Source organism: Actinomadura livida, from assembly GCF_014648675.1.
GTDB classification, from domain to species: Bacteria; Actinomycetota; Actinomycetes; order Streptosporangiales; family Streptosporangiaceae; genus Spirillospora; species Spirillospora livida.
Genome location: NZ_BMRO01000012.1, coordinates 23,279 through 47,385, shown reverse-complemented (window position 1 = coordinate 47,385; position 24,107 = coordinate 23,279). Strand labels below are relative to the sequence as shown.

Genomic DNA, 24,107 nt, shown 5'->3' with positions numbered 1-24,107 from the left:
CCGGGCCCGCCGGCCGCTCAGCCGCCCGGCCGGACGGCCAGGTGGACGACTTCGGCGACGTTGTAGCCGAGGAGACTCGCCACGTCGGCCAGTCCGGGAGTGCTCAGGACGGCGTTGGCCTCACCCGCGTCGAGGCTGCGGTGCCAGCGGGTGTCCTCCTTCGGCTTCCCGTCGTTCCAGTACTTCCGCGCGTGCTTCACGAACTCCTGTGCCGCCGCGCGCCCTTCTTCGCCGAGCCGCTCGATGTGCTGTTCGAGCTGCTCCCTCCCCACGTAGGGGACGAAGGAGCTCCAGTTGCCGCCGGTGTCGTGGAGGCCGGTGGTGTCCGGCTCGTCCTCCAGCGGCAGGTGCAGGTAGCCGCTCAGGCGCTCCAGCGAGCGGCCCGGGTCCGCCATGTGGTCCTCGTACCGGACGACCAGGCTCGGGAGCCCGTGCGTGTTGGCGGTCCGGAGGGCGTCGACGTAGGTGTCCCGCCAGATGCCGGCTCCCCGCCACAGCGGCTCGCCCGTCCGGTTCCGGTGGCTGATCGCGAAGGCGATCGGGTTCCGCACCGTCACGAGCACGCTCACCCGGGAGCGGTGCCCCGGGGCGCCGCTCCGCCGGTCGAGGGCGTGCCGGAGCCAGGCGACGTACTTGCTGCCGTCGATGATCGTGGAGGCGTCCAGCGACCGCGCGAGCTGCTCGTGCATGCCGAGGATGTCGTCGTAGGTCACGCGTTCCCGCAGCGCGTCATTGAAGTGCCGGCACTGCCGGCCGAGCAGTGAGCACGGCCCGCAGGCCCGCCCGGACTCCCGGTGGCTGAAGCCGGGGAACTGCGTGAAGTTGTTCAGCTCGCCGACGTAGTGGGCCTTCCGGACGCGGGTGGTCAGGTCACGCCCGATCAGGGTCGAGCCGGAGAACAGGGTGCCGACGACGAAGACCGAGGCCGGCGGACGGTCCTGCGCCTTGTGGAACCTGGACCGGAGGTTCGCGGACCTGCCGGACCGCGCGGGGGCCTCGTGGGTGTCAGCGTCCATGTTCGTTCCACGGGATGGTCTGCGAGATCCGTGTGCCCTCCTGCCGGACATTGTGCCGCTTGCCCGCACGAGCTTCGAACGGTTCGTCCCTTGCGCCGGACGGGGGAAAGGCGGACCCCCGCCCCGCCGGGCCGATCGCCGGGCGGGACGGGGGATCCGTTCGTACGGGTCAGTCGAAGTAGTTCGGCTGGGACTGCGCGTTCAGCTCGTCGAGCCTGATGCGCTTGGCCTTGTCCGTACGGCGGTCACGGATGTCGATGACGTCCAGGCCCAGCTGGATGTCGCTCGAGTAGATGTAACCGTTGTAGTAGTACGCGGACCAGCTGCCGGCGATGCCGAGCTCGTCCGACCACGGGCCGCGGTCGAACCAGCCGATCTCCTTCGGCTTGCGGGAGTCGGTGAAGTCGATCACCGAGATGCCGCCCTGGTACCACGCCTGGACCATGATGTCCTTGCCCTTGACCGGGATCAGCGAGCCGTTGTGGGCCACGCAGTTCTCGGTCTCGGCGTTGTGCCGCGGGATCTTGAAGTAGCTGCGGAACTTCAGCTTGCGGTGCTTGCCCTTGCCGACGATGTCGTAGATGGCGTTGGCGCCCTTCTCGGGCCCGATCTCCGCGGTGCAGGTGGCCGCGCCGCCGCCGCCCAGCTCGTCGGTGAAGACGATCTTCGAGGCGCTGTTGTTGAACGTCGCCGAGTGCCAGAACGCGAAGTTCTCGTCGTCGCGCACGGACGTGATCGTGCGCGGCTTCAGCGGGTCGGAGATGTCGAACAGCACGCCGTCGCCCATGCAGGCCCCGGCCATCAGGTCCTTCTCCGGGTAGGCGGTCAGGTCGTGGCAGCCCGAGGTCGCGCGGGTCTCGTTCGGCCACTCGGTGCCGGGCGGGTCACCCGGGTTGCCGCCGTCCGGGAAGAGGACCGGCTCGGACGCCACGCGCGCGGCGGCCGGGTTCCGCAGCGGGACCTCGACGATCGAGATGAGGTCGTGCGGAGGCTTGCAGTCGGGGAAGGTGTCGTTCGGGGAGTACGACGACACGTAGATGTAGGCGGTGCCGCGCTTGCCGGGGACCAGCGTGTTGGTGTGGGAACCGCACTTGGTCTCGACGGCCTTGACGTAGCGCGGGTTGCGGACGTCGCTGATGTCGAAGATCTTGATGCCCTCCCACGCCGACTTGTCGGTCGCGGACTTGGGCACCGACTGGCACGAGTCGTCGCTGCGCGAGCTGTCGGTCGACAGGAACAGCAGGTTCCCGGCGATCGACACGTCGTTCTGCGAACCGGGGCAGTGCACCACGGAGACGACCTTCGGCCGCGACGGCCGGCTGATGTCGTAGACCGTGAAGCCCTCGTAGTTGCCGCCGAAGGCGTACTTGCCCTGGAAGGCCCAGTCGGAGTTGTACGCGCTCTGTCCGGCGAGCGGCCCCTGCTTGGGGATGTTCGCCAGATGGTGCATGTTCCCGGTCTTGGTGATGCCGTCGTCGTCCGGTCCGCGGTCGGCCGAGGCCGGCGGAACGGACATCGCGGAGACCACCAGCGCGATGCCTGAGAAGACCCCCAGCAGGGCCCTGCGTCTCGTTCTTCGCCTAGGTCCTGTTGCCACCCTGACTCCCTTGTCGATATGGCCCCCGAGCAGAGTTACTGATCATCCGGAGTATGTAACGTTTTGGGGTCGATGCATAGACCTGGATCCCTATCTGATCGTCTTGACATCGGAAGGTCTTTTGTGACACCTCCTTCCGTTGGATACGGTCGGGTCGCCGGCCGAACGTGGGAGGTTCGATGCGGAACCGGGTCGCGGTGGTGATCACGGCGGTCGCCATGGCCGCGGGCGTCCTGTCGGGGTGCAGCTCGGACGGCGGGACGGAGGCGGCGCCCTCGAAGACCGTGCTGGTCCCGGGCCGTCCCGGTGAGCCGAACAAGACCCGGGTCGCGGGGCCGAGCAAGCCCGCGGAGCCGACCGCGGCGGAGGTCGGGTTCGTGCAGATGATGATCCCGCACCACGCGCAGGCGCTGGAGATGTCGGCGCTCGCGCCCGACCGCGCGGCCTCCGGGAAGGTCCGGTCGCTCGCCTCCCGGATCGAGACGGCGCAGAAGGTCGAGATCGCGGCGATGCGGTCGTGGCTGAAGCAGCACCCCGATGCCGTCCTGAAGGCGCACGGGCGCAACCACGGCGGGCAGCACGCGGACATGCCGGGAATGGCCACCCCTGAGCAGCTCAAACGGCTGCGGGGGGCCCGTGGCGAGGCGTTCGACAAGCTCTATCTGGACCTGATGATCATCCACCACCAGGGTGCGCTGACCATGGTCAAGGACGTGCTGTACAAGGGCACCGACGTCACCGTCCAGCAGCTGGCCCGGGACGTTGAATCCACCCAATTGGCCGAAATCGGCCGAATGAAGGACATACTCGCAGGCTGAGCCCCCTGCTCAGTGCGCGACGAACGTGCCGTACGAGCCCCGGTGGAACAGCAGCGGCGTGCCGCCGTCGCCCTCCTGCAGATGCAGGACGCGGCCGACGACGATGTAGTGGTCCCCGGCGTCGTGCATCTGCTCGGTGACGCAGTCCATCCAGGCGACCGCGCCGTGGATGACCGGGTTGCCGCCGGGGGAGGGGCGCCAGCCGATGTCGTGGAACTTGTCCGTCTTGCGCATCGCGACGGCGCGGCACACGTCCTCCTGCCCGGCCGACAGGACGTTCACGCAGAACCGCTCGCCCGACTCGCGCAGGGCGCGCCACGAGCTCGAGCCCTTGTTGGGCAGGAAGGCCACCAGCGGCGGGTCGAGCGAGACCGACGTGAACGTGCCGACCGTCATGCCGATGGCCGTGCCGGCGGCGTCGAGCGAGGTCACGACGACGACGCCGGTCGGGTAGTGGCCCAGCACGTGCCGGAGGCGGGCGGGATCGATGGCCGGCGTGCCGGCCTCGCTGGCTGTCAGCCGCATGGCGGGACTCCTCCCTGTAGTGATCGCTACAGAGACTGCCATGTGGGACCCCGGCCTGACAACCGTCCGTTTCCGGAGCGGCCGCCCCGCCGGGGCCGGCGCGCACCTCGGCCTCGGGTGGCTCAGCCGGCGGCGACCGCCTGCTCGACGATGGCGACGATGATCTCGATGAAGTCGTCGGGATCCCATTCGTCGTCGATCTGATGGGCCAGGAAGAGCCCGTCGGTCGAGGCGATGACCATGCGGGCGAGGTCCATCGCGAGCTCGGGCCGCCTGGCCTGCAGCTCGGTGTCGAAGTGCGCGGAGAACCAGGCCGCGATGTTGTTGGCCACCGCGTCCCGGGTCGCGAGGAAGTACCGGCGGGCCTCCGCCTCCACCTCGCGGGACTCCAGCAGCAGCATGTGCCCGATCCGGAGGAAGTCGGGGGCGCCGGGCAGGGTCCGCACCGACCGCGACAGGATCGCGCGCAGCCCCTCCGCCAGCGGGCGCTCGTCGCGCGGATCGCGCTCCCAGCGCGGCTGGGCGGCGATCCACTGCTCGAAGCTGTGCCGCAGGACCTCGGCGATCAGGTGGTCCTTGTCGCGGAAGAACCAGTACACGGAGCTGGCCGGCAGGCCGGACCGCTTGGTGACCTTGGAGATCGTGGTGCCCTCGTAGCCGCACTCCGAGGCGATCTCGGCGGCCGCCCGCAGGATGCGGACCCGGGAGATCTCCCGGTCGTCGGCGGACCCGGCGCCGGGCGGGGCGGCGCTCACGCCGCCTCGCCGAGCCAGGCCACGGCCTGCGCGTGCACGCCGGCGGCGATCAGGTCGACGAGCCGCTCCAGGTTCCAGTCCCGGTCCGAGCGGACGCCGATGTAGAGCCCGTCCATGACGGCGAGGTGGAACCGGGCCATCCGGTCGGCGACCTCCCGCGCCCGCCCCGGGGCCCCGCCGGGGAGCACCTGCTCCCACCACTCCCGGATCGCGGTGCGGGTGTCGGCGCGGACCTCGATGTAGCGGCGCCGCGCGGCCGGCTCCTTCGGGCGGTTCTCCAGGCCGAGCATCAGGCCCAGGCGCCAGAACTCCGGACGGGTCGTGATGGCGCGCGAGGCCCGGTGGAGCCGGTCCCGGATCTCCTCGGCGGGGTCGGAGATCCCGACCCGCTCCTGCCACGTCGGTGCGGTCTCGCGCCAGCGCCGGTAGCTGAACTCCAGGGTCGCGGCGAGCAGCTCGTCCTTGTTGCGGAAGTGCCAGTAGACGGAGCTGGCCGGCAGCCCGGTCGCCTCGGTGACGCGGGCGATGGAGGTGCCGTCGTAGCCGCGCTCGGCGGCGATGGCGAGCGTCGCCTCCAAGATCTTCAGCCTCGACTCCTCACCCTGCTGGTGGCGTCGCGCCGTCTTGCGCATGTGCGGTTGCTCCTCTGGCCTTCAGAAACTCGGTTTCCGCGGGGGGTTGTGTCGACCATCACATCATGGGTACCTTCGCAGGGCGTCCCTGTAATGATCGCTACATTCAATGTAGTGATCAATACGGATCCTCGGGGCGTGTTCGGTCCTGGCAGCGCTCGGCGTTGGTCAGTGAAACGGAGAAGAAGATGCCCACCCCTTCCAGGAAACTCCGCCCTTGGCGGCTGATCGTTCCCGCCGCGGCCGCGGCGGCCGCGGCCACGGCCCTCGCCGCCTGCGGCTCCGGCGACCCCGCCGTCAGTGCCGCGGACGCCAGGACCCAGGCCGCCGACCTCGTCAAGGTCCTCAAGATCCAGGACGGCGCCGACCTCGGCGGCGACGTCACGTTCAAGCTCGGTGCGGCGCTCACCCTCTCCGGCCCGTCCGCGAGCAACGGCGAGTCGATGCAGAACGCGATGAAGCTCGCGGTTAGCCAGATCAAGGCGGCCGGCGGGCCCACGATCGAGCTGAGCGTCAAGGACATCAAGGGCCCCGACCCCGTCGCCGCCAAGCAGGCCGCGTCCGAGCTCGCGTCCGAGGGCGTCCCCGCGAAGATCACCTCGATGGGCGACGGGCTCGGCGCGATGCTCGCCGACACCGACAAGAGCCGGATCCTCAGCCTCGACGGCGTGGGCGGCGCCCAGGTCTTCACCAAGGGCACGGAGTACTTCTACGGGACGCGGGCGGTCGCGCCGTCCGACGCGGTCCCCGGCGCGCTGGAGTGGTTCAAGAAGGCGAACCCCGACGGGCGGACGGTCGGCTTGGTCGGCGTCGACCTCGGCCCGCTGAACGCGGCCATCCAGGCCGACATGAAGGCGAAGTTCGAGGCCGCCGGCCTCACCTTCAACGGCCTGTGGGAGACCGTCGCGCCCACCTCCCAGGACTACGCGAGCATGATCTCGAAGGTCAAAGAAAACGAGCCCGACCTGCTCTGGGTCGCGTTCGGCGGCGCCGCACCCGGCGCGTTCGCCGCGCAGGCGAAGAGTTCCGGGATCAAGAGCCAGCTCCTCGGCATCGAGTTCACCGACGAGGCGGTCAAGGCGTCCAAGGGCGTCCTGGACTCGGACGGCTTCACGTTCGCGATGGACTACTTCAACGCGTCCGAGCCGGCCAACCCGCTCGCGAAGCTCTTCGTGGACGCCTACGAGAAGGCGTACGGCTCGAAGCCCGACTTCTACGCGGCGAACGCCTACGAGGAGACGCTGCTGATCTGGGACCTCGTCCGCCGCGTCGTCGCCGACGGCGGCGACCCCGGCGACAGCGCCAAGCTGAAGGCCGCGCTGGAGAAGGACCCGGTGTTCGCGTCGGTCTACGGCGGCGATGCCGCCACGGCAGGGGAACTCGAGATCGACCTGAAGACGCACGGCGTCTCCCGCCGCCCGATGGGCGTGTTCGAGTACCGGGACGGCAAGGTCAGGGAACTCGCCGCCTACAACGTCAACGGCGAGGACTTCCGCATGGCGTCCTGACGGCCGCTTCGTGTTCCGGGGGACGGCCCGCGCCGGGCCGTCCCCTCCCTCGAATCCGGCTCCCCTCGAATCCGGAGGACGCATGCACGACCTGCTGGGCGCCGAACTCTGGCAGCTGACCGCCAACGGCCTCGTCCGAGGCGCCTTCTACGCCGCGCTCGGCGCCGGGCTGGCCCTCGTCATCGGGGTCACGACCCGCTTCCACTTCGCCTACGCGCTCACCTACACCGTGGCGCCCTACGCCGCCTTCTGGGTCATGGACGGGCTGGGCGCGCCGTTCTGGCCCTCGGCGCTCGCGGGTCTCGGCGCGGCGGTCGCGCTCAGCGTGCTGCTGGAGACCGCCGTGTACGAGCCCGTCGCCCGCCGCGCCGCCGACCGCGCGATGCTGGCGGTGCTCGTCACCTCGATCGGCGTCAGCACCGCGGGCATCGCGCTGCTCCAGCTCAAGTTCGGGACCAGCAGCCTGCCTTTCTACGGGCCGCAGACGCAGCGACACGAGATAGGGCCGGTGCAGGTGTCCGGCTTCGAGCTCCAGCAGGCGGCGACGTGCGTGCTCCTCGTCCTCGTCCTCACCGTGTTCCTGGCGCGCACGCCGATCGGCCGCTCGATCAAGGCGGTCCGCAGCAACCCGGCGCTGGCCGCCGTGCTCGGCATCGGCGTCCGCCGGGTCAACCTCGTCTGCTTCGCCGCCGCGGGCCTCATCTCGGGCGCGTGCGCGCTCTGGTACGGCCTGCTGTACACCGTCCAGCCCACGATGGGCGATACGACGGTCATCTACGGCTTCGTGGTGGCCTTCCTCGCGGGCACCCGCGCGTCCCCGCTGCGCGCGCTGCCGGTGGGCGTCGGGCTCGGGCTGCTCGAACAGTGGGCGTCGAACTGGCTGTCGCTCCAGTGGACGAGCACCGCCGTCTTCGTCGTCCTCACGGGCTACCTTGCGTTCCTCGCGGTCAGGGACCGGCTCCCGCGGCTCCGTCCCGTGTCGTTGAAGGGGGCCTGACGCCATGTGGGTCAACTATCTGGACCAGGCGCTGCTGCTCGCGGCGCTCGCCGTCACCGTCAACCTGCTAGTCGGCTACGCCGGGCAGGTCTCCGTCGCCCACGCCGCCTTCGCGGGCGTCGGCGGCTACACCATCGCCTACCTCTCCGGCGTGCACGACTGGCCCTACCTCGCTTCGCTCGCCGTCGCCGTCTTGATCGCCACCGCGTTCGGTGTCGTGATCGGGCTCATCGCCCTGGGGCTCGAGCAGGAGTACCTCATCCTGATGACGCTGGCGTTCTCGCTGGGGATCATCGGGGTCTTCGCGACGTTCGACTCCCTCGGCGGCGTCATGGGCCTCACCGGCGTGGACGGTCTGCGGCTGTTCGGCCTGGAGCTGGAGGAGCCCTCCGACTGGCTGATCCCATCGGCGGTCGTCCTCGCGCTCGTCTTCGCCATCTGCCGGCGCCTCGGCGAATCCCCCTACGGCCGGATCCTCAAGGGCATCCGCGAGGACGCCGTGGCGACCCGCGCGCTCGGCAAGAACACCTTCGGCCACAAGATCGGCATCTTCGCGATCACCAGCGGGCTGACCGGCCTGATCGGCGGCGTCTACTCCGGCTGGCTCGGCCAGGCGACCCCGTCGGCGTTCGGTTTCCCGCTCGCGATGGCGGTCTTCGCCATGGTCATCGTGGGCGGCAACGCCAACCTGCCCGGCTCGATCGTGGCGGGCGTCGGCCTCACGATGATCGAGCCGGTGCTGCGCGGAGTCCTCGGCTTCCAGAGCACCCAGGCCGCGCTGCTGCAGGTCGTGCTGTACGGCGCGCTGCTGGTGCTCGTCATGATCGTCCGCCCCCAGGGCCTGTTCCCCGAACGCTCCAAGCGGGTCGCCGCGCCCACCGCCCGCGCGACGGTCGCACCCCGCCCGGAACGTCCCGACGAGCACGCCGCCGACGTGGTCCTGCGCGCGGAGGGGCTGTCCAAGCGGTTCGGGGGGATCGTGGCGGCCAGGGACATCTCCCTGGAATTGCGGCGCGGCACGGTCACGGCGCTCGTCGGCCCGAACGGGGCGGGCAAGACGACGGTGTTCAACCTGCTCACCGGCACCATCGCCCCGGACGCCGGCTCGGTGACGCTGAACGGCGCGGAGCTGGTCGGCATGCGTCCGGACCTGGTCGTCCGCGCCGGGCTGGTCCGCACCTTCCAGGACGTCCGGCTCCTGAACCGGCTGACGTGCCTGGAGAACGTGATGCTCGCCGTTCCCGACCAGCAGGGCGAGCGCCTCGGCCGCCTCTTCGTACCGGGCCGCGCCATCTCCCGGGCAGACCGGGGAGTCGCCGCCCAGGCGCTGGAGTGGCTCGACTTCGTCGGCATGGCCGACCAGGCCGCGACCCCGTCCGACGCCCTTTCCTACGGCCAGTCCAAGCTCGTCTCACTCGCTCGGGCACTGGCGACCCGGGCCGACGTCCTGCTCCTGGACGAACCGGCCTCCGGCGTGGACGCGGCCTGGGTCGAGACCATGCTCTCCATGGTCGCCGCCGTCCGCGACGAGGGCCGCACCGTCTGCCTGGTCGAGCACAACCTCGACGTGGTGCGCGAACTGTCCGACCACACCTACTTCATGGAGTTGGGCGAGATCACCGCCTCGGGCACGCTCGCCGAACTGACCGGCTCCGCCCGGCTCGCCGAGGCGTACTTCGGCGCCCAGTGACAGGAGAACGGACATGACCGACGCGCCCCTGCTCGAGGTGAGCGACCTGGTGGCGGGCTACGGCCGCAAGGAGGTCCTGCACGGCGTCGGCCTCCGCGTCGACGCGGGCGAGATCGTGACGCTGATGGGCCACAACGGCGCTGGGAAGACGACCACGATCCGCTCCATCCTCGGCGCGGTCCGCCCACGCGCCGGGACGGTCCGGATCACCGGCCGCGACACCACCCGCCGCCCGGTCCGCAGGGCCGTCGCGGCGGGCGCGGCGATGATCCCGTCCGAACGCTTCGTGTTCCCCGACCTCTCCGTCCATGACAACCTGCTCCTAGGCGCCGCCAACGCACCGTCCGGCACCGACACAGCCGAGCGCCTGGCGACCGTCCGGGACCTCTTCCCGATCCTTGAGGATCGCGCGAAGCAACCGGCCGGCTCGATGTCCGGCGGCCAGCAACGGATGGTCAGCCTGGGCATGGCCCTGATGGCGTGCCCGAAACTGCTCCTACTGGACGAACCGTCCCTGGGCCTGGCCCCTTCGGTAGTGGAGACCATCTTCGGCCGCCTACGCTCCCTGGCCGACCACGAGGACCTGGGCATCCTCCTCCTCGAACAGAACATCAAGCAGGCCCTGCAGATCACCGACCGCGCCTACGTCATGCGCTCCGGCCAGATAATCCTCGAAGAACCCGCAGCCAAGATGCGCCAACGCCCCAACTTCTGGGACCTCTTCTGACGAACCGGATCGGGTGGACGTCCCGGCGCCCTCCCGCCGATTTGACGGACCCATTAGCTAACGGCTAGGTATTAGCTAGCCGTTAGGGGGGTGCATGCAGGACGCGTTGCTGGCGATGCTCGCGAAGGAGCCGTCGCACGGGTACGGGCTGCGCATGCGGCTGCGGCGGGCTCTCGGGCCGCTCGGCGAGTCGATGAACGCGGGGCAGGTCTATGTGACGCTGGCCCGGCTGGAGAAGGCCGGCCTGGTCGTCGGCGAGCGCGCGGACGGGTTCCCCGACCGGCCGGACCGCAAGGTGTACGCGCTGACGCCGGCCGGGCAGCAGCGCGTGGCGGCCTGGCTGGCCGAGGTGAACTGGCCGAAACCGAACCTGGCGGAGTTCCACCTCAAGCTCGCCGCCGCGGCGGCGGCCCGGCTCGCCGACCCCGTGGAGCTGGTGGACGCGCAGCGCCGCGAGCTGCTGCGGCGCCTCGGGGAGGTGCAGCGCGCGGTGCTGGCCGAGCCGGACGGCTCCACCGCCGGCCTGCTGCTCGAAGGGGTCGCGCTGCGGCTGCAGGCGGACCTGCGCTGGCTGGAGGCTTGCGAGCGCCTCTGGTCGAGGACCGGGAACGAGGGCGCATGAACGAATCCGGCGGCGTGCTGCGGGTCCGCGGCCTGTGCAAGGAGCACGGCGAGGGGCAGGGCCTGGTCCGGGCGGTCGACGAGGTCGACCTGGACGTTCCGGCGGCGCAGACGCTGGCGGTGATGGGGCCCAGCGGCTGCGGGAAGTCGACCCTGCTGCACCTGATGGGCGGCCTGGAGCGTCCCACCCGCGGGGAGGTGCGGCTGGACGGACGGCGGATCGACACCCTGAGCGAGCGGGCGCTGGCCCGGCTGCGGCGCCGGTCGGTGGGCTTCGTCTTCCAGGCGTTCCACCTGGTGGAGGAGCTTTCGGCGGCGGAGAACGTGGAGTTGCCCGCGCTGCTGGCCGGGTGCTCGCCACGTGCGGCCCGGCGCCGCGCCGCCGCGCTCCTGGAACGGTTCGGGCTGGCCGACCGCGCCCGTCATCTGCCCTGGCAGCTGTCGGGAGGGCAGCGGCAGCGGGTCGCCATCGCCCGCGCCATCGCCAACGAGCCGCTCGTCCTGCTGGCGGACGAGCCGACCGGCAACCTCGGCACCGGGGCGACGCTCGACGTGCTGCGGCTCTTCTCAGAGCTGCGAGCCGCCGGGCAGACCCTGGTGATCGTCACGCATGACGAGCGGGTCGCCTCCACCGCGGACCGGCTGATCTCCATGCGGGACGGGACGTTCGTCGACGACACCCGGCTGGCGGGGAGCAACACCGGGCGGCTCGGCGGGATGATCGGGCTGGGGGACTGACCGCCGTGGGCCGCGTCCTGCTCGTCCTCCGCCTCGTCGCGGCCGACGTCCGGCGGCATCCGGCCCAGGCCGCGATGCTGCTCGTCTCGATCACCACCGCCACCGCCATGCTGAGCCTGGGCGTGGCGTTGCACGGCGCGACCGAGAAGCTCTACCAGAACACGCGGGAGGCCACGGCCGGACCGGACGTGGTCGCCTACTCACCCGACACGCGCCGGACCACGATCACAGCCTTGCAATCGCTGAGGCAGGCGCCCGGCGTGCTCGCGCACAGCGGGCCCTACCGCCAGTACTACACGACGCTCACGGCGCACGGCGCCACGGGAGCCGCGGTGGTGCAGGTCGCCGACCCGGCACCGGGCCCGGTCGACCGTCCGCTGCTGACCTCGGGCGGCTGGGTCCGTCCCGGAGGCGTCGTGGTCGAGCGCGGCTTCGCCACCGCGCTGGACGTCCGCGTCGGCGACCACGTCACCGTCGCGGGCCGCCCGCTTCCCGTCACCGGGATCGCCGTGACCGCGGCACGCGCGGTCTACCCGTGGGCGCCGGGGATCGGTCCGCACGGCGGGCCGAGCGACGGCGGCGGTCTGGTCTGGGCGGCCGAACGGGACACCCGGGCACTCAGATCCCCCGACGTCCCGGTGACGTCCTTCATCAACCTGAAGCTGCGGGATCCCGGCACGGCACGGGCGTTCACCACCCGCGACCCCGCCATCGCCCCGGCGTTCGAGCACACCTGGGTGAACGTCCGGGCCTGGCAGGACGTGGCCCGGCAGGACTCGGTCATGCTCAGGGACAGCCAGCCGATCCTGGTCATCGGCAGCTGGCTGATCGCCTTCCTGGCCATCGGCGGCCTGGCCACGCTGGCCGTGGGACGCGCCACCGCGCAGACCCGCCGGGTGGGGCTGCTCAAGGCGGTCGGCGCCACTCCCGGCCTCATCGCCGCCGTCCTGCTCGCCGAATACGTGACGCTGGCGCTGCTCGCCGACGCGCTGGGACTGGTCGCCGCCCGCCTGATCGAGCCCGCTATCGTCAATCCCAGCGCCAGCCTGCTCACCACCGCCACCGGACCGGCCGGCGGCACCGTCGCCGTCACGACGGTCGTCGCCCTGGCGGTGGCGGGCCTCACCACCCTCGGCCCGACCGTCCGGGCTCTGCGCACCGAGACCGTCGCCGCCCTCGCCGACGGCGCCCGTCAGCCGCGGCACCGGGCCCACCTGACGAGGATCTCCGCGCTGCTGCCGACCTCGCTCCTGCTCGGGACACGCCTGATCGCCCGCCGCCCCGGCCGCGCCTTCCTGCACGCCTGCACCACCGCCGCCACGATGACCACGGTCACCGGCCTGATCGTGATCCACGCCCAGACCGCGACGGGATACCCGGGCTCTCCCATGGCGAACGATCTGCGGGACGCCCAGCAGCACCATGTGATCCTGGCCGTCACAGCCGCAATGATCGTCCTCGCCGCCGTCAACACCCTCACCGCCGCCTGGACCACGGCCGAGGAGGCCCGCCGCACCATGGCCGTCGCCCGCGCACTCGGCGCCACCCCCGGCCAGGTCACCGCCGGGCTGTCCGCCGCGCAGGTGCTGCCGACCCTGCCCGGTGCTCTGGCCGGCGTCCCCCTGGGCCTCCTCGTGTGCCTGCTCTTCTCCGGCCCGGACACGACCTGGCCCCCCGCGTGGTCCCTGCTCGCCGCCGCTCTCACCGTGCTACCGGTGACGGCCGCCCTCACCGCGATCCCCGCCCGCATCGCGGCCCGCCGCCCGGTGGCGCCGACCCTGAGCGCCGAGGCGCCCTGAAGGGAGTCCACGCAGCCCGTCCCGGGACCCACCGTTGAAGGCTCAACGGAAGGTGTGCTCCATCTCGCCTATGCCTCCGCCCAGTGCCGCGATCTTCGTGGCTCGTGGTGGGCGAGGACGTCGGTGATCTGCTCACGTGTCGTGTGAGCTTCGGGAGGCTTCTCGTCCGGCTAGGTAACCGAATACCAGGCCGAGGGAGATGGTTCCCCCGGCGCCTCCGTAGAAGCCCTTCAGCGGGGCGCCGCCTGCGTTGCCCGCGGCGAACAGGCCGGGGATGACGTTCCCTTCCGTGTCCAGCGCACGGCCGGCGGCGTCCGTCCTTGGGCCGCCGACGGTGCCGAGTGCGCTGGCGTGGATTTCGAGCGCGTAGTACGGCGGGGTGTCGACCGGTCCGAGCACGCTCGACTTCGGGCTCTTCAGCACCGGCCGGATGATCTTGACCAGGGGGCCGACCACGATGGCGCGCATGCGCTCGGGGTCGTTCTTCCTGGCCATTCGCCCCGCGAGCCTGCTCACGACCGGGCCGATCGCCGCGGCGACGGTCGCGCGGGCCTTGGCGGTGGCGGCGGGGAAGCGGGCGTCCGGCGAGAACCGGCCCAGCCTGGGGTAGAACGCGCCGAAGTAGCGGTCGAACAGCGTGTCGCCGCGGCCGAACTCCGGATCGCGGGCCCGTCGCGCCTCGGGGTTGAACCGGTCGACGGTGCGGAGCAGTCCCACGTCGTCGACCCCGATCTCGGACGCCAGCTCCGAGAGGCTGTCGGCACGGTGGAGGTAGTCCGGCACGTCTCCCCCCGCGGGGACGCCGAAGATCCCGAACTTCGTCCAGTACTCGTGGTCGAAGATCAGCCACGCCGTGGCGTTCGGCATGGTGCCCGTCTCCGGGTCGACCTCGCGCATGATCGCCCCGAACTGGTCGTAGGCCAGCGCCTCGTTCGCGAAGCGCCTGCCCGAGCGGTTCACCATGACGCTGTGCGGCAGGGCCCGCTCACCCAGGAAGACCCGGCTCAGCGGACGGCCTTCCAGCTCCTCACCGGGCAGTTGCACACCGGGCATCCACCAGGCGTCCTCCATGCCGGTCAGGTCGGCTCCCACCTCCTGGGCCAGCTGCACGGCGATGCCGTCATGGCCATTGGGCGAGACCTGCACGCCGAAGGGCGCGTCGAGGTAGGTCCCGGTGAGCTCGCGCGAGCTCTCGAACCCGCCGCTGGCCAGCACCACGCCCTTGGCGGCGCGCACCGTGTGCTCGGCGTCGTCCGCGCGGACGACGATCCCGCGCACCTCGGACCCTTCGGTGACCAGCCGGGTCGCGGGCGCCTCGACCCGCACGTCGACACCGTTGCGCAGGCCGGCCTCCAGCAGGGCTCCGATGAGGGCCGGTCCGGCGAGCCAGACGTCGTCGATGCCGATCCCGCCCAGCAGCCAGAACGGGAGCGGGTTCTTGGCCATGCCGGTCGTCAGGGCGGGGCGCACGTACCTCGCGGCCTCGCCCAGCCCCTCGGGGGAGTAGGGGCCGGGGAAGAGCGACCGGCCCACGGACGCCCCCTCGATGTCGGAGCGGTAGTCCGGCCAGATCGTCGGGATCCAGCCGAAGGAGGTGTGCTCCTCGATGAACCGGGCGACGCGGGGGCCGGTCTCCAGGAACTTCTCCACCAGGTCGTGGTCGAGGACCTGGTCGCGTCCCTGGCCGTAGATGTAGCGCCGGGCCTGGTCCAGGTCGTCGTCCACCTTCAGGTCCTCGGTCGAGAATCCGTGGTCGGGGATCCAGGCGGCACCGGCCGAGATGCCGGTGGCACCCCCGACGATCTCGCGGGACTCGACCACGAGTACCCGCGCGCCCTCCTTCGCCGCGGTGAGCGCCGCCATCAGCCCCGCGCCACCTGACCCGACGATCGCCACGTCCACCTCGTGGGGCAGGCCCATCCCGGACGCACTTCCTATGGAGCCGCTATGCCGAACCGCACTGGTACCCATGATCTCCCCCGAACTTTCTGATCCTTCAGAGCCCTGCAGGATGGAGAGCGCGCACGCCTGAGAAGTCAGTCGCCTGCTGCCCTACCCGTTCGTGTCGCATTTGTGCGGGCGACGCGCGGGCCCATGAGTCGCGTCGCGGTGAACGAGTTCGGTGGCTCGGAGGGCGGCGACGGTCCGCCACGTAGCGGCTGTCAATGCCCGAGAGGTATGCCGTCCACAATGGCCCCGTGTGCACGGGAAGCGGCTCTCGGACGCCTGTACGTTCGGGTAGATGACCGACTGTCTGGGCCGAGCCGACGATCCGTGGCAGCGGCGGTGGACGTGGGACTCGGGCTTCCCGCCGCGTTGGCTGCTCATCGGATATACCGGCACGCCGCAGTACCCGGGAGAGGATGCCGTGGCGCTATGCGCCGACATCACCGGCCTCTTCCGGGAACTTGCGGGGCCGCCGGTACAGCACATCACCCTGGTCGGTTGTCGGGCGGAGCCGCCGCTGCTGGACGCGATCGCCGCGGCGGACCAGACGACGAGGGCCGGCCTGCGACGCCGCCGGGTGTCAGCGGACGTGGGAGCCGTCGCCGCCGACGGCTCCGTGGTGCCCCTGGTCGCCGGTGCCGTGTCCGGCATGGTTCTGTCGAGTGTCCCGTCCGAGCTCGACACCGGCCTCCTCGACATCACCATCGACGGTGATGCACGTGAACCACTCCCGGTGGGAACTCGAAGCATCCTGGACCTGTGGTTCACCGGTCGGCCCACCAAGCGCAATATGTGGGCGCGCTACGACCGGATGCTGCGGCGCGAGTGGCTCCGCTTGGGCTCGGCCCACCACCGCCGGAGCCCCGACCAGCCAGCCGGAACCGTCTTTCACCTCGACGGTCGTTTCGTCACCGACATCGAGGGCTTCTACTGCGCCATCGGTGAGGCGATCAACGGCCCGGGAGGCTACTTCGGTTGGAACCTGGACGCCCTCGACGACTGCCTACGCGGGACGTGGGGCGCTGCGGCTCCCTTCCGGTTGGTTTGGCGCGACTCGGGGGTTGCCCGCCGCCGCCTCGTCGCCGACCACGGCCGGCATCGGCACACGCCGGTGGTCACCCTCGACACTCTCCTGGAGACGCTGATCGCTCACGGCATCGAGGTCGACCTGCGCTAAAGGCCTTCCAATGCGCTGCCAAAGCTACGATCCGTCCTCCGCATACGCCGCTGATGGTGCGCTGTCGATCTGGGCGGATCTCCCGAGGGTCAGAAGTCGCGGGTGGGGAGGACGCCTTCGAGGGGCGCGGGGATGGGCAGGTCTTCGCCGAGAACGACCGAGGTGCTGTGCGCGTACTCGTCGCCGCGCGGCTCGGAGAAGATCGTCGCCTTGCCGTCAAGCCGGTCGATCAGGAGGTACAGCGGGATGTCGGCGGCGGCATATCCGTGCGAGGAGATCCGGCTCCAGCTCAGCCGGGACGAGCACGGCGTCATCATCGCCGTCTGGGACGCGGCCCACGCGCTGCCCCAGGCCAAGCCGATGGCCGAGCTCACCCTCGAAGACCTCGACCTGTCCGAGGATGCGTTCGACGACAACGGCGGCTGGGGCCTGCACATCGTCCAAGCCCTGTCCACCAAGTGCGGGGTCATCCGCGACCCCGCCGGCGGCAAATGGGTCTGGTCCCGAATGCGTCCGTAGTGGCCTGAACCTGCCGTCACCGGCCGCCTCTGGCGGTCCGGGCGCGAGCGCCTCGACGGGAGGTGGCGCGGTAGTGGCCACCGATCAGGCCCGGGGCCGGGAAGTTGCTGGTTCCCGGCCCTCGGGGTCATCGGGTGTCGACTCTCGGGTCAGTCAGGGCGGTACAGCGACAGGCACACCATGTCGCGTTCGAAGCCGAGTGCCTGCCAGAAGCGGTGGTCGTCGGTGGCGTCGGCGCAGGACAGGTAGCGGATCGTGTGAACGTCCTGGTCCCGCAACCACCCGATCGCGGCTTCGGCGAGCGAGCGGCTGATTCCCTTGTCACGCTGCTCTGGGACGACGTACAGCGAGTCGATCTCGCCGGTCAGGCCGGGCAGCAGCCCGTCCTCATCGGTGGTGCGGCCGTTGACGAAGCCGATGATCCGGTCGTTCTCCACGGCCACGAGGCAGAACGCGTCGCGGTGCCATGCGGACATCGCGAGCATGCGCGACAGGTTCCGGCGCCCCTGCTCGGTGAGCGGACCACCGTCCTCGATCTCGCGGCACATGCGGTCCCACAGACCGCCGACCGTCTCGCCTTCGCCTTCGTGGATCCGTCTGATCTCCATGGTCTTCCTTCCCTTCGGGGACGAGTCGTCCTGGAACAGGGAAGGAAGGGCGGAGCCCGAGGCCACAGAGCGGCACGGAGTCTCTAGCGTCAACCTGGCATGCCGCCACGATAACCCGCCGACACCACGAATCGGCGGCTTCCTGATCTTTCAGGGCGGATGATCGCCTACGTCACGACCGGCTACTCCGGGCCGCGCTCGGCGGGGGAAGTCGGAAGCCACCGCTGGACCATGCGCCAGGGCGGTGGTGCTCCCACCAGGGATTCGAGCGGCTCGCTCTTGCGGTCCAGTGACCGCCTGGCCTCGTTGACGAATCTCTGGAGAACCTGAGGTGCTGCAAAGTCGGTTGTGCGGCCTTCCGAGTCGCAGCAAGGCCGGAGGTTGGTGCCCTAGATGGTGCGGGCCGTCACCCTTGGGCGCTCGCGTGCACAGGGCGCGCACACCCCGGAAAGTGACTGGGACGCGCACAACTCCTACGTTCGCGGTGGTCAGGCCGTCGAGGTGGCGCCTGTTCGAGTCCGCACGTTGATCGGGGGCCGCGGCTCAGCGGAAGGTGTGCTCCATCTCGCCTATGCCTTCTACCCAGGTGTGTAGGGTTTCGCCGGGTTGTAGGAAGCGTTGCGGGGTCATGCCCAGGCCCACCCCGTCCGGGGTGCCCGTGAAGATCACGTCGCCGGGGTGCAGGGTGATGACCTCGGAGAGCTTTGCGATGGTGCGGGGGATGGAGAAGATCAGTTTGGACGTGCGACCGTCCTGCACCCTCTCTCCGTCGATCGCGCAGCCGAGGGCAAGGTCTTCGCGGTCGGGGAGTTCGTCGGGGGTCACCAGCCAAGGGCCCATGGGCGCGAACCCCGGGTAGGACTTGGCGAAGCCGAACTGGGGTGCCTCGCCCACGAACTGCAGGATGCGTTCCGAGAGGTCCTGGCCTACCGTCAGGCCCGCCACGTGGTCCCACGCCTCGCCGGGTGTGATGCGGTGGGCCGGGCGGCCGATGATCGCTACTACCTCGACCTCCCAGTCGGTGTTGCCTCCTTCCGGGAGTCTGATCTCGCCGTACGGGCCGGTGATGGACGACGCGAACTTGGTGAAGACCGGCGGCAGGTCTTTCGGCGGCGCGAAACCGGCCTCGGCCGCGTGGTCGGCGTAGTTCAGCCCGATCGCGACCACCTGGGACGGGGCCGGGGACGGTGACTCGAGCCGGCTCTTGTCGATGTCGACGTCCGGCACCGGGGTGGTGGTCGCCGCCCAGGCCGTGAAGGCGTCCCAGTTGTCGTAGACGCTCTGCGGGTCGGGGCCGAAACGGTCGTTCGAGGCAGTTGCGATGTCCGCGCCCTTGCCGTCGGAGACGACCAGGACGGCGCGGCCCGCGTGGTTGGCCATGCGCATCAGATCCGGCCGTCGATCAGGCCCACGAGGAGCTTCTCGAACGTCTCGGGGTGCTCGATCTGCGTCCAGTGGCCGCACTGCCCGATGACGTAGAGGTTCGCGTTGGGGAGATGGTCGGCGAAGTAGCGGCTCGCGGCGACCGGGATGATCCGGTCGTCGCGGCCGTGGACGCAGAGCACCTCGTGGGGGATGGCTGCGAGCTCCTCGGGGGTGAAGAAGCGGCGGGGGCCGTCCGGGTCGAACGACGCCTTGTGGGACCGGCGGACGTCCTCCCGGTTCACGTACTCCATCCGCTCGGCCACCACGCGGTCCACGGTGCCGCGCATGGGTTCGAGGTCGTACACGAACTCGTTCAGCAGGCCCCTGAGGTTCTCCGCGCTGGGGCTCGCGTAGAACTCGCGCAGGTGCTTGAGGCCGGGGCTGACCGGCATGTCCGGTGCGCCCCCGCTGCCCATCAGCAGCACCTTCCCGACGAGGTCCGGGCGGGCCAGCGTCATCAGCAAGGCGAGCTGGCCGCCCATCGAGTTGCCGATCAGGTGGGCCTTCTCGACGCCGAGGGCGTCCAGCAGTGCCAGGAGCGCCTCGGCGCGCAAGTCGTTGAACGGGCCCATCCCGCGCGGCGGGTCCAAAGGGTGCGTGGAGTCGCCGAAGCCGATCTGGTCCGGCGCGAGGCACCAGTAGCGGTGCCCCAGGTCGGTGATGGTCTGCTCCCAGTTCGACAGGCCGGTGGCGCCGGGGCCGGAGCCGTGCAGGAACAGCACGGCCTCCGGTCCGCGCTCGCCGGTCTCGTGCAGCCGGAACGTCAGCTCCCCGCCGCGCGCCTTGACGGAGACATCGGTCGAGGTGATCACAGGTGCACCTCCGCGAGCTTCTCGGCGCCGAGGTGGCGACCGCCCCACGCCTTGGCCAGTGGGTCGTCGAAGAGGAAGGCGTGGCTGCCGGCTGCGACGGCGTCCTGGAACTTCGCCTGGAGCGGGTGGTCGATGAAGGCCGAGCGGCCGGACGAGACCCGCATCAGCGCCTGGACGGCGTCGAGTGCCGCGTTCGCCGACCGTGCGATGTCCCAGCGCCAGAACGCGCGCTGCTCCAGGGACGGGATCTCGCCGCGCTCGGCGTGCTCCATCAGCTCGTCCGCCGCCCGCTTCACCTTGAGGACGGCGGCGTCGAGCTGCCAGGCGGCCTCGGCGAGGTGGTTCTGCACGCCGGGCTCCTCGCGGAGCAGCTGACCGTAGTTGGTGCGGCGGCCGCGGGTCTCGCTCACCCACTGGTCGTAGAAGCCGAGGCAGGCGCCGAGCGCGCCCGCCGCGATGATCAGGTTGAAGGTGACCGCCCACGGCGCCCGGTACAGCGGCCCGTCGTTCAGCTCCTGGCCGGGCAGCGGCGTGCCGAGGCCGTGCGTGTAGTAGACGTGCGACTGGCCGCGGTGCCCGGGGACGAAGACGTCGTCCACGACGATGTCGTTGGAGCCGGTGCCGCGCAGGCCCGCGACGTTCCAGGTCTCCTCGATCCGGTAGTCGCCGGCGTCCAGGATCACCGACGTGAAGTCGGGGTACTCGGTCCCGTTCAGCTCGCGTCGACCGGCGATGCCGCCGAGGATGACGCCGTCGCAGATGCCGCTGCCGGACGAGAACGACCACCGGCCGGAGACGCGGTAGCCGCCGTCCACCTTCTCGATCTTGCCGGTCGGGGTGTAGGACGAGGCGATCCTGCGCGCCGGGTCCTCGCCCCAGATCTCCTTCTGCGTCTCCTCCGGGAAGAGGGCGATCTGCCAGGGGTGGACGCCGACGACGGAGGCCACCCAGCCCGCCGACGCGGAGGCGCGCCCGATCTCGATCACCGTCTCGGCGTACTCGGCGAGGTGGACCTCGCCGCCGCCCCACCGGGCCGGCTGGAGGGCGCGCAGCACGCCCGTCGACTCCAGTGCCGCGACGGCCTCGCCGGTCAGCCGCCCCAGCTTCGCGCCTTCCGCGTCGGCCGCGGCCAGGGCCGGTGCCACAGCCCGCGCCCGTTCGATCATGCTCATCTGTCCTCGTCCCCGTTCCCCACGAATGTCCGCACGATCGCCTGGAAGCGCGCGGCCTGCTCGATCTGCGTCCAGTGGCCGCACTTGTCGATCACGTATAGGTCCGCCCGCGGCAGGTGCTCGGCCAGGTAGTAGCCGCACTCCAGCGGGACGATGACGTCCTGGCGGCCGTGCACCACCAGCGCCGGCATGTCGATCTTCGCGAGGTCGTCCGGCTCGAAGACGAGCATCTCGGGGCCGAACATCGCCCGGTGCCCCGCCTCGATGTGCGGCCGCCGCACCATCGGCATCCGCTCGGCCGCGACGGCCTCGACCGTGTCGCCGAAGGCGCTCTTGTCGTGGACGAACTGGATCAGCAGGTCGGCCATCGCCTCCACGGTCGGGTCGTCGAAGTAGGTGATCAGCTTGATCAGCTCCGGGGTCGGCTGCAGGCCGGGCATGCCGCCCGAGCCCATCAGCACGATCCGGTCGACGAGCTCCGGCCGGAGCTGGGCCATCCGCAGCGAGTACATGCCGCCCATCGAGTTGCCGACCAGGACGACCTTTTCCAGGCCCAGCTTGTCCACGAGGTCGAACAACGCCTCGATGCGCACTTCCGCCTGCGCCGCGAAGCCCTGCGGCTGCGGGTCCGGATGGCTGGAATCGCCGAAGCCGAGGATGTCGGGGGCGATGCAGTGGTAGGTGTCGCCGAGGCCCTCGATGACCTTCCGCCAGTTGGACGCGGCGGTCACGCCCGGCCCGGAGCCGTGCAGGAACAGCAGCGCCGGCCGGCCCGGGGTGCCGCTCTGGTTGACGCGCAGATGCCGGCCGCCGCCGATCTCGACGTCCGCGACGCGGATCCCGGCGCTCATCCGCCCGTCCCCTCTGCCGCGACCGTGCGGAAGATCCCGGGAGGCCCGTCCAGATACGCCTGGGAGCGGTGGTGCCCCCAGATCGACGGCAGGTCGTGGTTGCCCGCGACCCAGGTCAGGTCGTCCACGGTGATGCCGCCGTGCCCGTACTCGATCTGCATCGAGGACGGCGTCTGCACGTAGATCGACGTCATCAGGTCGTTGGTGTGCCGGCCGAGCGACAGCAGGATCTCCCGGTCCGGGTCGGCGGTGAACAGGTCGATCGCGGTGCCGAGGTCGTCGAACGACTCGACCTCCAGCATCAGGTGGTTGATGCCGGTCATGCCGGGGATCTCCGCGACGGCCAGCGAGTGGTGGCGGCCGTTGCAGTGGTAGAACCGCAGGTTGAAGATGTCGCTCTTCACCCGGTCGGACAGCCGGAAGCCCAGCGTGTCGGCGTAGAACGCGTTGGCCCGTTCGAGGTCGGGGACGATGAGCACGATGTGGCCGAGGCCGAGGTCGCCGGTGACGAACCGGCCCCGCATGGGACGGCCGGGGAAGAACGAGTTCGGCTGGGAGAACTGCCCCCAGACCAGCTCGTGGCGGTTGCCGAACGGGTCGGCGAACCAGTGCAGCTCGGCGACCTGCCGTTCCTTCAGCTCGTCGGTGCCGCCCTCGTGCAGCTCGACGCCCTTGCCGCGCAGCTCGGCGACGTAGGACCGCAGCGCGGTCTCGTTGCCGCAGTCCCAGCCGACGTACCGCAGTTCGTCCTGCTCGGCCGGATGGACGGCGACGCGGTAGCCCTTGTCGTCCACCTTGACCCGGACCGCGCCGTCCGGGCCGTCCTCCGCGATGACGGCGCCGAGCAGCCGGGTGGCGTAGTCGCGCCACTCCGCGTACTTCGGCGACGCGATCCCCAGGTAGGCGAGTTGCGTGATCAAAGCATGACCTCCGGAGCGGACGAGTCGAGCAGCGCGGCGCCGTAGTACTGGCCGACGCCTTCGGAGACCAGGAACGCGTGGCCCAGTTCGGCGATCACGTCCTGGTAGATGCGGTGCAGCGGGTGGTCGACGAAGACGGTGCGGCCCGAGGCGACCCGCATCAGCTTGTTGATCGCGAAGCCGGTCTCCTGGCAGCCCTTGGTGATGTTCCACCGCATCCGGGCCCGCTCCCGCTTGTCGAGGAACACGCCGCTCTCGGCGGCCTCGGTGATCGTGTCGATCGCGTCGTACATCTTCAGGACGGCCGCCTCGTGCACCCATTCGGCCTCGGCGAGGTGCATCTGCATCAGCGGGTCGTCGGCGTAGGAGCCGCCCCAGTTCGCCTTGCGGACGCGGGTGTCGGCCGTCCAGTCGTCCAGGACGCGGCGGGCCAGCCCGAGCATCGGCGCGACGAGGACGAGGTTGAACATGACCGCCCACGGCACCTTGTAGAGCGCGGACGGGTTGGTCTCCATGCCGGGTGCGGGACGGTCGGGGTTGTACTCGTACAGCGGGCTCGACAGGAAGCGGCGCTCGGGGATGAAGGCGCCGGCGACGACGATGTCCTTGCTGCCCGTGCCGCGGGAGCCGCGGACGTGCCAGGTGTCCTCGATGGCGTACTGGTCGCGGTCCAGCAGCGCGGACCCGTAGTTCGGCACCTCGACGCCGGGCGCCGCCTCGACCTTCCCGGCGAAGCCGCCGAGGATCACGCCCTGGGCGTGGTCGCAGCCGGAGGAGAACGACCAGCGGCCGGAGACGCGGTAGCCGCCGTCGACGGGCTCGATCTTCCCGGTCGGGGCGTACGAGGAGGAGGCGTTCCAGTCCGGGTCGGACTCCCAGACCTCGGCCTGCGTCTCCTCGGGGAACAGGGCGATCTGCCACGGGTGCGACCCCATGACCCCGGCCACCCAGCCCGCCGAGGGCGCGATCCGGCCGAGCTCGTAGACGGCGGTGAGGTGCTCGCGCAGCGACAGCTCGGCGCCGCCCCAGCGCTTCGGCTGGAGCCCGCGCATGAGGCCGGTCTCCCGCATGTACGTGAAGGCCCGGCCGGTCAGCGTGCGCTGCTCGGCCGACAGGTCCTCCTCGGCGCGAAACTCCGGCTCCAGCCGGCGGATCTCGTCCAGGACGGTCATCGGCGTCAGTTCCTTCGGTAGTGCAGATCGGCAGGGAGGCGTGACCGACATCTCTGTAACAGTCACTACGCGGAACCGTAG

At 70.6% G+C, this 24,107-nt stretch carries 24 protein-coding genes; 10 read left to right on the top strand and 14 right to left on the bottom strand.

The window, feature by feature from the left end; translation table 11 throughout:
* Positions 1–17 precede the first annotated feature (17 nt).
* Together IEZ03_RS26625 and IEZ03_RS26620 are read right to left on the bottom strand one after the other, a co-directional pair.
* On the bottom strand, positions 18–1,016 hold the full coding sequence (locus tag IEZ03_RS26625; RefSeq protein ID WP_184880034.1) for a sulfotransferase family protein: 999 nt from the start codon (positions 1,014–1,016) through the stop codon (positions 18–20).
* A 169-nt stretch (positions 1,017–1,185) separates the two neighbouring features.
* Complete coding sequence (locus IEZ03_RS26620; RefSeq protein WP_229808598.1) at positions 1,186–2,532, bottom strand: LVIVD repeat-containing protein; 1,347 nt, start codon at positions 2,530–2,532, stop codon at positions 1,186–1,188.
* 260 nt (positions 2,533–2,792) lie between these two features.
* On the opposite strand from IEZ03_RS26620, the gene IEZ03_RS26615 reads away from it, so the two are divergent.
* A complete protein-coding gene (locus tag IEZ03_RS26615; protein WP_184880038.1) occupies positions 2,793–3,431 on the top strand; it encodes a DUF305 domain-containing protein in 639 nt (212 codons plus the stop codon).
* Between the two features lie 9 nt (positions 3,432–3,440).
* Here IEZ03_RS26615 and IEZ03_RS26610 read toward each other — a convergent pair whose 3' ends face one another.
* From IEZ03_RS26610 to IEZ03_RS26600, 3 genes are all read right to left on the bottom strand, one after another.
* Positions 3,441–3,956: a flavin reductase family protein gene (locus tag IEZ03_RS26610; protein WP_131986166.1), complete on the bottom strand. Its 516-nt coding sequence runs from the start codon at positions 3,954–3,956 to the stop codon at positions 3,441–3,443.
* A 122-nt stretch (positions 3,957–4,078) separates the two neighbouring features.
* A complete protein-coding gene (locus IEZ03_RS26605; RefSeq protein ID WP_207929243.1) occupies positions 4,079–4,711 on the bottom strand; it encodes a TetR/AcrR family transcriptional regulator in 633 nt (210 codons plus the stop codon).
* Positions 4,708–5,343 (bottom strand): TetR/AcrR family transcriptional regulator, encoded by a 636-nt coding sequence (locus IEZ03_RS26600; protein ID WP_131986164.1) that lies wholly within the window; start codon positions 5,341–5,343, stop codon positions 4,708–4,710. Before IEZ03_RS26600 ends, IEZ03_RS26605 begins: the two co-directional genes overlap by 4 nt.
* A 188-nt stretch (positions 5,344–5,531) precedes the next feature.
* Here IEZ03_RS26600 and IEZ03_RS26595 point away from each other — a divergent pair, with 188 nt between their 5' ends.
* From IEZ03_RS26595 to IEZ03_RS26565, 7 genes are all read left to right on the top strand, one after another.
* The gene (locus tag IEZ03_RS26595; RefSeq protein WP_184880040.1) at positions 5,532–6,851 is read left to right on the top strand and encodes an ABC transporter substrate-binding protein; all 1,320 of its coding nucleotides are present in this window, start codon (positions 5,532–5,534) and stop codon (positions 6,849–6,851) included.
* An 82-nt stretch (positions 6,852–6,933) separates the two neighbouring features.
* A complete protein-coding gene (locus IEZ03_RS26590) occupies positions 6,934–7,848 on the top strand; it encodes a branched-chain amino acid ABC transporter permease (RefSeq protein ID WP_184880042.1) in 915 nt (304 codons plus the stop codon).
* 4 nt (positions 7,849–7,852) lie between these two features.
* Positions 7,853–9,538 carry a branched-chain amino acid ABC transporter ATP-binding protein/permease gene (locus IEZ03_RS26585; protein WP_184880044.1) on the top strand — a complete coding sequence of 562 codons (1,686 nt, stop codon included), beginning with the start codon at positions 7,853–7,855 and terminating at the stop codon, positions 9,536–9,538.
* A 13-nt stretch (positions 9,539–9,551) separates the two neighbouring features.
* Positions 9,552–10,265 (top strand): ABC transporter ATP-binding protein, encoded by a 714-nt coding sequence (locus IEZ03_RS26580; RefSeq protein WP_184880046.1) that lies wholly within the window; start codon positions 9,552–9,554, stop codon positions 10,263–10,265.
* Between the two features lie 94 nt (positions 10,266–10,359).
* On the top strand, positions 10,360–10,887 hold the full coding sequence (locus tag IEZ03_RS26575) for a PadR family transcriptional regulator (protein WP_184880048.1): 528 nt from the start codon (positions 10,360–10,362) through the stop codon (positions 10,885–10,887).
* On the top strand, positions 10,884–11,624 hold the full coding sequence (locus tag IEZ03_RS26570; RefSeq protein WP_184880050.1) for an ABC transporter ATP-binding protein: 741 nt from the start codon (positions 10,884–10,886) through the stop codon (positions 11,622–11,624). The genes IEZ03_RS26575 and IEZ03_RS26570 overlap by 4 nt, the downstream gene beginning before the upstream one ends.
* 5 nt (positions 11,625–11,629) lie before the next feature.
* Positions 11,630–13,423, top strand: a complete 1,794-nt coding sequence (locus tag IEZ03_RS26565; RefSeq protein ID WP_184880052.1) for an FtsX-like permease family protein — start codon at positions 11,630–11,632, stop codon at positions 13,421–13,423.
* Positions 13,424–13,555: 132 nt separating this feature from the next.
* Here the strand turns inward: IEZ03_RS26565 and IEZ03_RS26560 are convergent, their stop codons facing one another.
* Positions 13,556–15,343 carry an FAD-dependent oxidoreductase gene (locus tag IEZ03_RS26560; RefSeq protein WP_221480547.1) on the bottom strand — a complete coding sequence of 596 codons (1,788 nt, stop codon included), beginning with the start codon at positions 15,341–15,343 and terminating at the stop codon, positions 13,556–13,558.
* Between the two features lie 322 nt (positions 15,344–15,665).
* On the opposite strand from IEZ03_RS26560, the gene IEZ03_RS26555 reads away from it, so the two are divergent.
* The gene (locus tag IEZ03_RS26555; RefSeq protein ID WP_184880056.1) at positions 15,666–16,547 is read left to right on the top strand and encodes a barstar family protein; all 882 of its coding nucleotides are present in this window, start codon (positions 15,666–15,668) and stop codon (positions 16,545–16,547) included.
* 89 nt (positions 16,548–16,636) lie between these two features.
* On the opposite strand, the gene IEZ03_RS26550 is transcribed toward IEZ03_RS26555, so the two are convergent.
* Complete coding sequence (locus IEZ03_RS26550; protein ID WP_184880058.1) at positions 16,637–16,921, bottom strand: PDDEXK family nuclease; 285 nt, start codon at positions 16,919–16,921, stop codon at positions 16,637–16,639.
* Between IEZ03_RS26550 and IEZ03_RS26545 the strand changes: the two genes are divergently transcribed.
* The gene (locus tag IEZ03_RS26545; protein WP_344205582.1) at positions 16,824–17,066 is read left to right on the top strand and encodes an ATP-binding protein; all 243 of its coding nucleotides are present in this window, start codon (positions 16,824–16,826) and stop codon (positions 17,064–17,066) included. The genes IEZ03_RS26550 and IEZ03_RS26545 overlap by 98 nt on opposite strands.
* Before the next feature lie 149 nt (positions 17,067–17,215).
* Here IEZ03_RS26545 and IEZ03_RS26540 read toward each other — a convergent pair whose 3' ends face one another.
* The 7 genes from IEZ03_RS26540 to IEZ03_RS26510 form a co-directional block, all read right to left on the bottom strand.
* A complete protein-coding gene (locus IEZ03_RS26540; RefSeq protein WP_184880062.1) occupies positions 17,216–17,674 on the bottom strand; it encodes a GNAT family N-acetyltransferase in 459 nt (152 codons plus the stop codon).
* Positions 17,675–18,217: 543 nt separating this feature from the next.
* Complete coding sequence (locus IEZ03_RS26535) at positions 18,218–19,054, bottom strand: fumarylacetoacetate hydrolase family protein (protein WP_229808597.1); 837 nt, start codon at positions 19,052–19,054, stop codon at positions 18,218–18,220.
* A 5-nt stretch (positions 19,055–19,059) separates the two neighbouring features.
* Positions 19,060–19,911: an alpha/beta fold hydrolase gene (locus IEZ03_RS26530; RefSeq protein ID WP_184880067.1), complete on the bottom strand. Its 852-nt coding sequence runs from the start codon at positions 19,909–19,911 to the stop codon at positions 19,060–19,062.
* On the bottom strand, positions 19,908–21,083 hold the full coding sequence (locus IEZ03_RS26525) for an acyl-CoA dehydrogenase family protein (RefSeq protein WP_184880069.1): 1,176 nt from the start codon (positions 21,081–21,083) through the stop codon (positions 19,908–19,910). The genes IEZ03_RS26530 and IEZ03_RS26525 overlap by 4 nt, the downstream gene beginning before the upstream one ends.
* Positions 21,080–21,934, bottom strand: a complete 855-nt coding sequence (locus IEZ03_RS26520) for an alpha/beta fold hydrolase (protein WP_131980731.1) — start codon at positions 21,932–21,934, stop codon at positions 21,080–21,082. Before IEZ03_RS26520 ends, IEZ03_RS26525 begins: the two co-directional genes overlap by 4 nt.
* Complete coding sequence (locus tag IEZ03_RS26515; RefSeq protein WP_131980733.1) at positions 21,931–22,854, bottom strand: VOC family protein; 924 nt, start codon at positions 22,852–22,854, stop codon at positions 21,931–21,933. Before IEZ03_RS26515 ends, IEZ03_RS26520 begins: the two co-directional genes overlap by 4 nt.
* Positions 22,851–24,026 (bottom strand): acyl-CoA dehydrogenase family protein, encoded by a 1,176-nt coding sequence (locus IEZ03_RS26510; protein ID WP_184880071.1) that lies wholly within the window; start codon positions 24,024–24,026, stop codon positions 22,851–22,853. The genes IEZ03_RS26515 and IEZ03_RS26510 overlap by 4 nt, the downstream gene beginning before the upstream one ends.
* Between the last annotated feature and the right edge of the window lie 81 nt (positions 24,027–24,107).

Bases quoted from the DNA above. Each gene is read 5' to 3' on its own strand.
- IEZ03_RS26590 (WP_184880042.1), top strand. From the start codon at position 6,934: ATGCACGACCTGCTGGGCGCCGAACTCTGGCAGCTGACCGCCAACGGC.
- IEZ03_RS26595 (WP_184880040.1), top strand. From the start codon at position 5,532: ATGCCCACCCCTTCCAGGAAACTCCGCCCTTGGCGGCTGATCGTTCCC.
- IEZ03_RS26615 (WP_184880038.1), top strand. From the start codon at position 2,793: ATGCGGAACCGGGTCGCGGTGGTGATCACGGCGGTCGCCATGGCCGCG.
- IEZ03_RS26580 (WP_184880046.1), top strand. From the start codon at position 9,552: ATGACCGACGCGCCCCTGCTCGAGGTGAGCGACCTGGTGGCGGGCTAC.
- IEZ03_RS26620 (WP_229808598.1), bottom strand. From the start codon at position 2,532: ATGTCCGTTCCGCCGGCCTCGGCCGACCGCGGACCGGACGACGACGGC.
- IEZ03_RS26510 (WP_184880071.1), bottom strand. From the start codon at position 24,026: ATGACCGTCCTGGACGAGATCCGCCGGCTGGAGCCGGAGTTTCGCGCC.
- IEZ03_RS26535 (WP_229808597.1), bottom strand. From the start codon at position 19,054: ATGGCCAACCACGCGGGCCGCGCCGTCCTGGTCGTCTCCGACGGCAAG.
- IEZ03_RS26520 (WP_131980731.1), bottom strand. From the start codon at position 21,934: ATGAGCGCCGGGATCCGCGTCGCGGACGTCGAGATCGGCGGCGGCCGG.
- IEZ03_RS26555 (WP_184880056.1), top strand. From the start codon at position 15,666: ATGACCGACTGTCTGGGCCGAGCCGACGATCCGTGGCAGCGGCGGTGG.
- IEZ03_RS26585 (WP_184880044.1), top strand. From the start codon at position 7,853: ATGTGGGTCAACTATCTGGACCAGGCGCTGCTGCTCGCGGCGCTCGCC.
- IEZ03_RS26525 (WP_184880069.1), bottom strand. From the start codon at position 21,083: ATGAGCATGATCGAACGGGCGCGGGCTGTGGCACCGGCCCTGGCCGCG.
- IEZ03_RS26575 (WP_184880048.1), top strand. From the start codon at position 10,360: ATGCAGGACGCGTTGCTGGCGATGCTCGCGAAGGAGCCGTCGCACGGG.
- IEZ03_RS26540 (WP_184880062.1), bottom strand. From the start codon at position 17,674: ATGGAGATCAGACGGATCCACGAAGGCGAAGGCGAGACGGTCGGCGGT.
- IEZ03_RS26600 (WP_131986164.1), bottom strand. From the start codon at position 5,343: ATGCGCAAGACGGCGCGACGCCACCAGCAGGGTGAGGAGTCGAGGCTG.
- IEZ03_RS26570 (WP_184880050.1), top strand. From the start codon at position 10,884: ATGAACGAATCCGGCGGCGTGCTGCGGGTCCGCGGCCTGTGCAAGGAG.
- IEZ03_RS26610 (WP_131986166.1), bottom strand. From the start codon at position 3,956: ATGCGGCTGACAGCCAGCGAGGCCGGCACGCCGGCCATCGATCCCGCC.
- IEZ03_RS26560 (WP_221480547.1), bottom strand. From the start codon at position 15,343: ATGGGCCTGCCCCACGAGGTGGACGTGGCGATCGTCGGGTCAGGTGGC.
- IEZ03_RS26625 (WP_184880034.1), bottom strand. From the start codon at position 1,016: ATGGACGCTGACACCCACGAGGCCCCCGCGCGGTCCGGCAGGTCCGCG.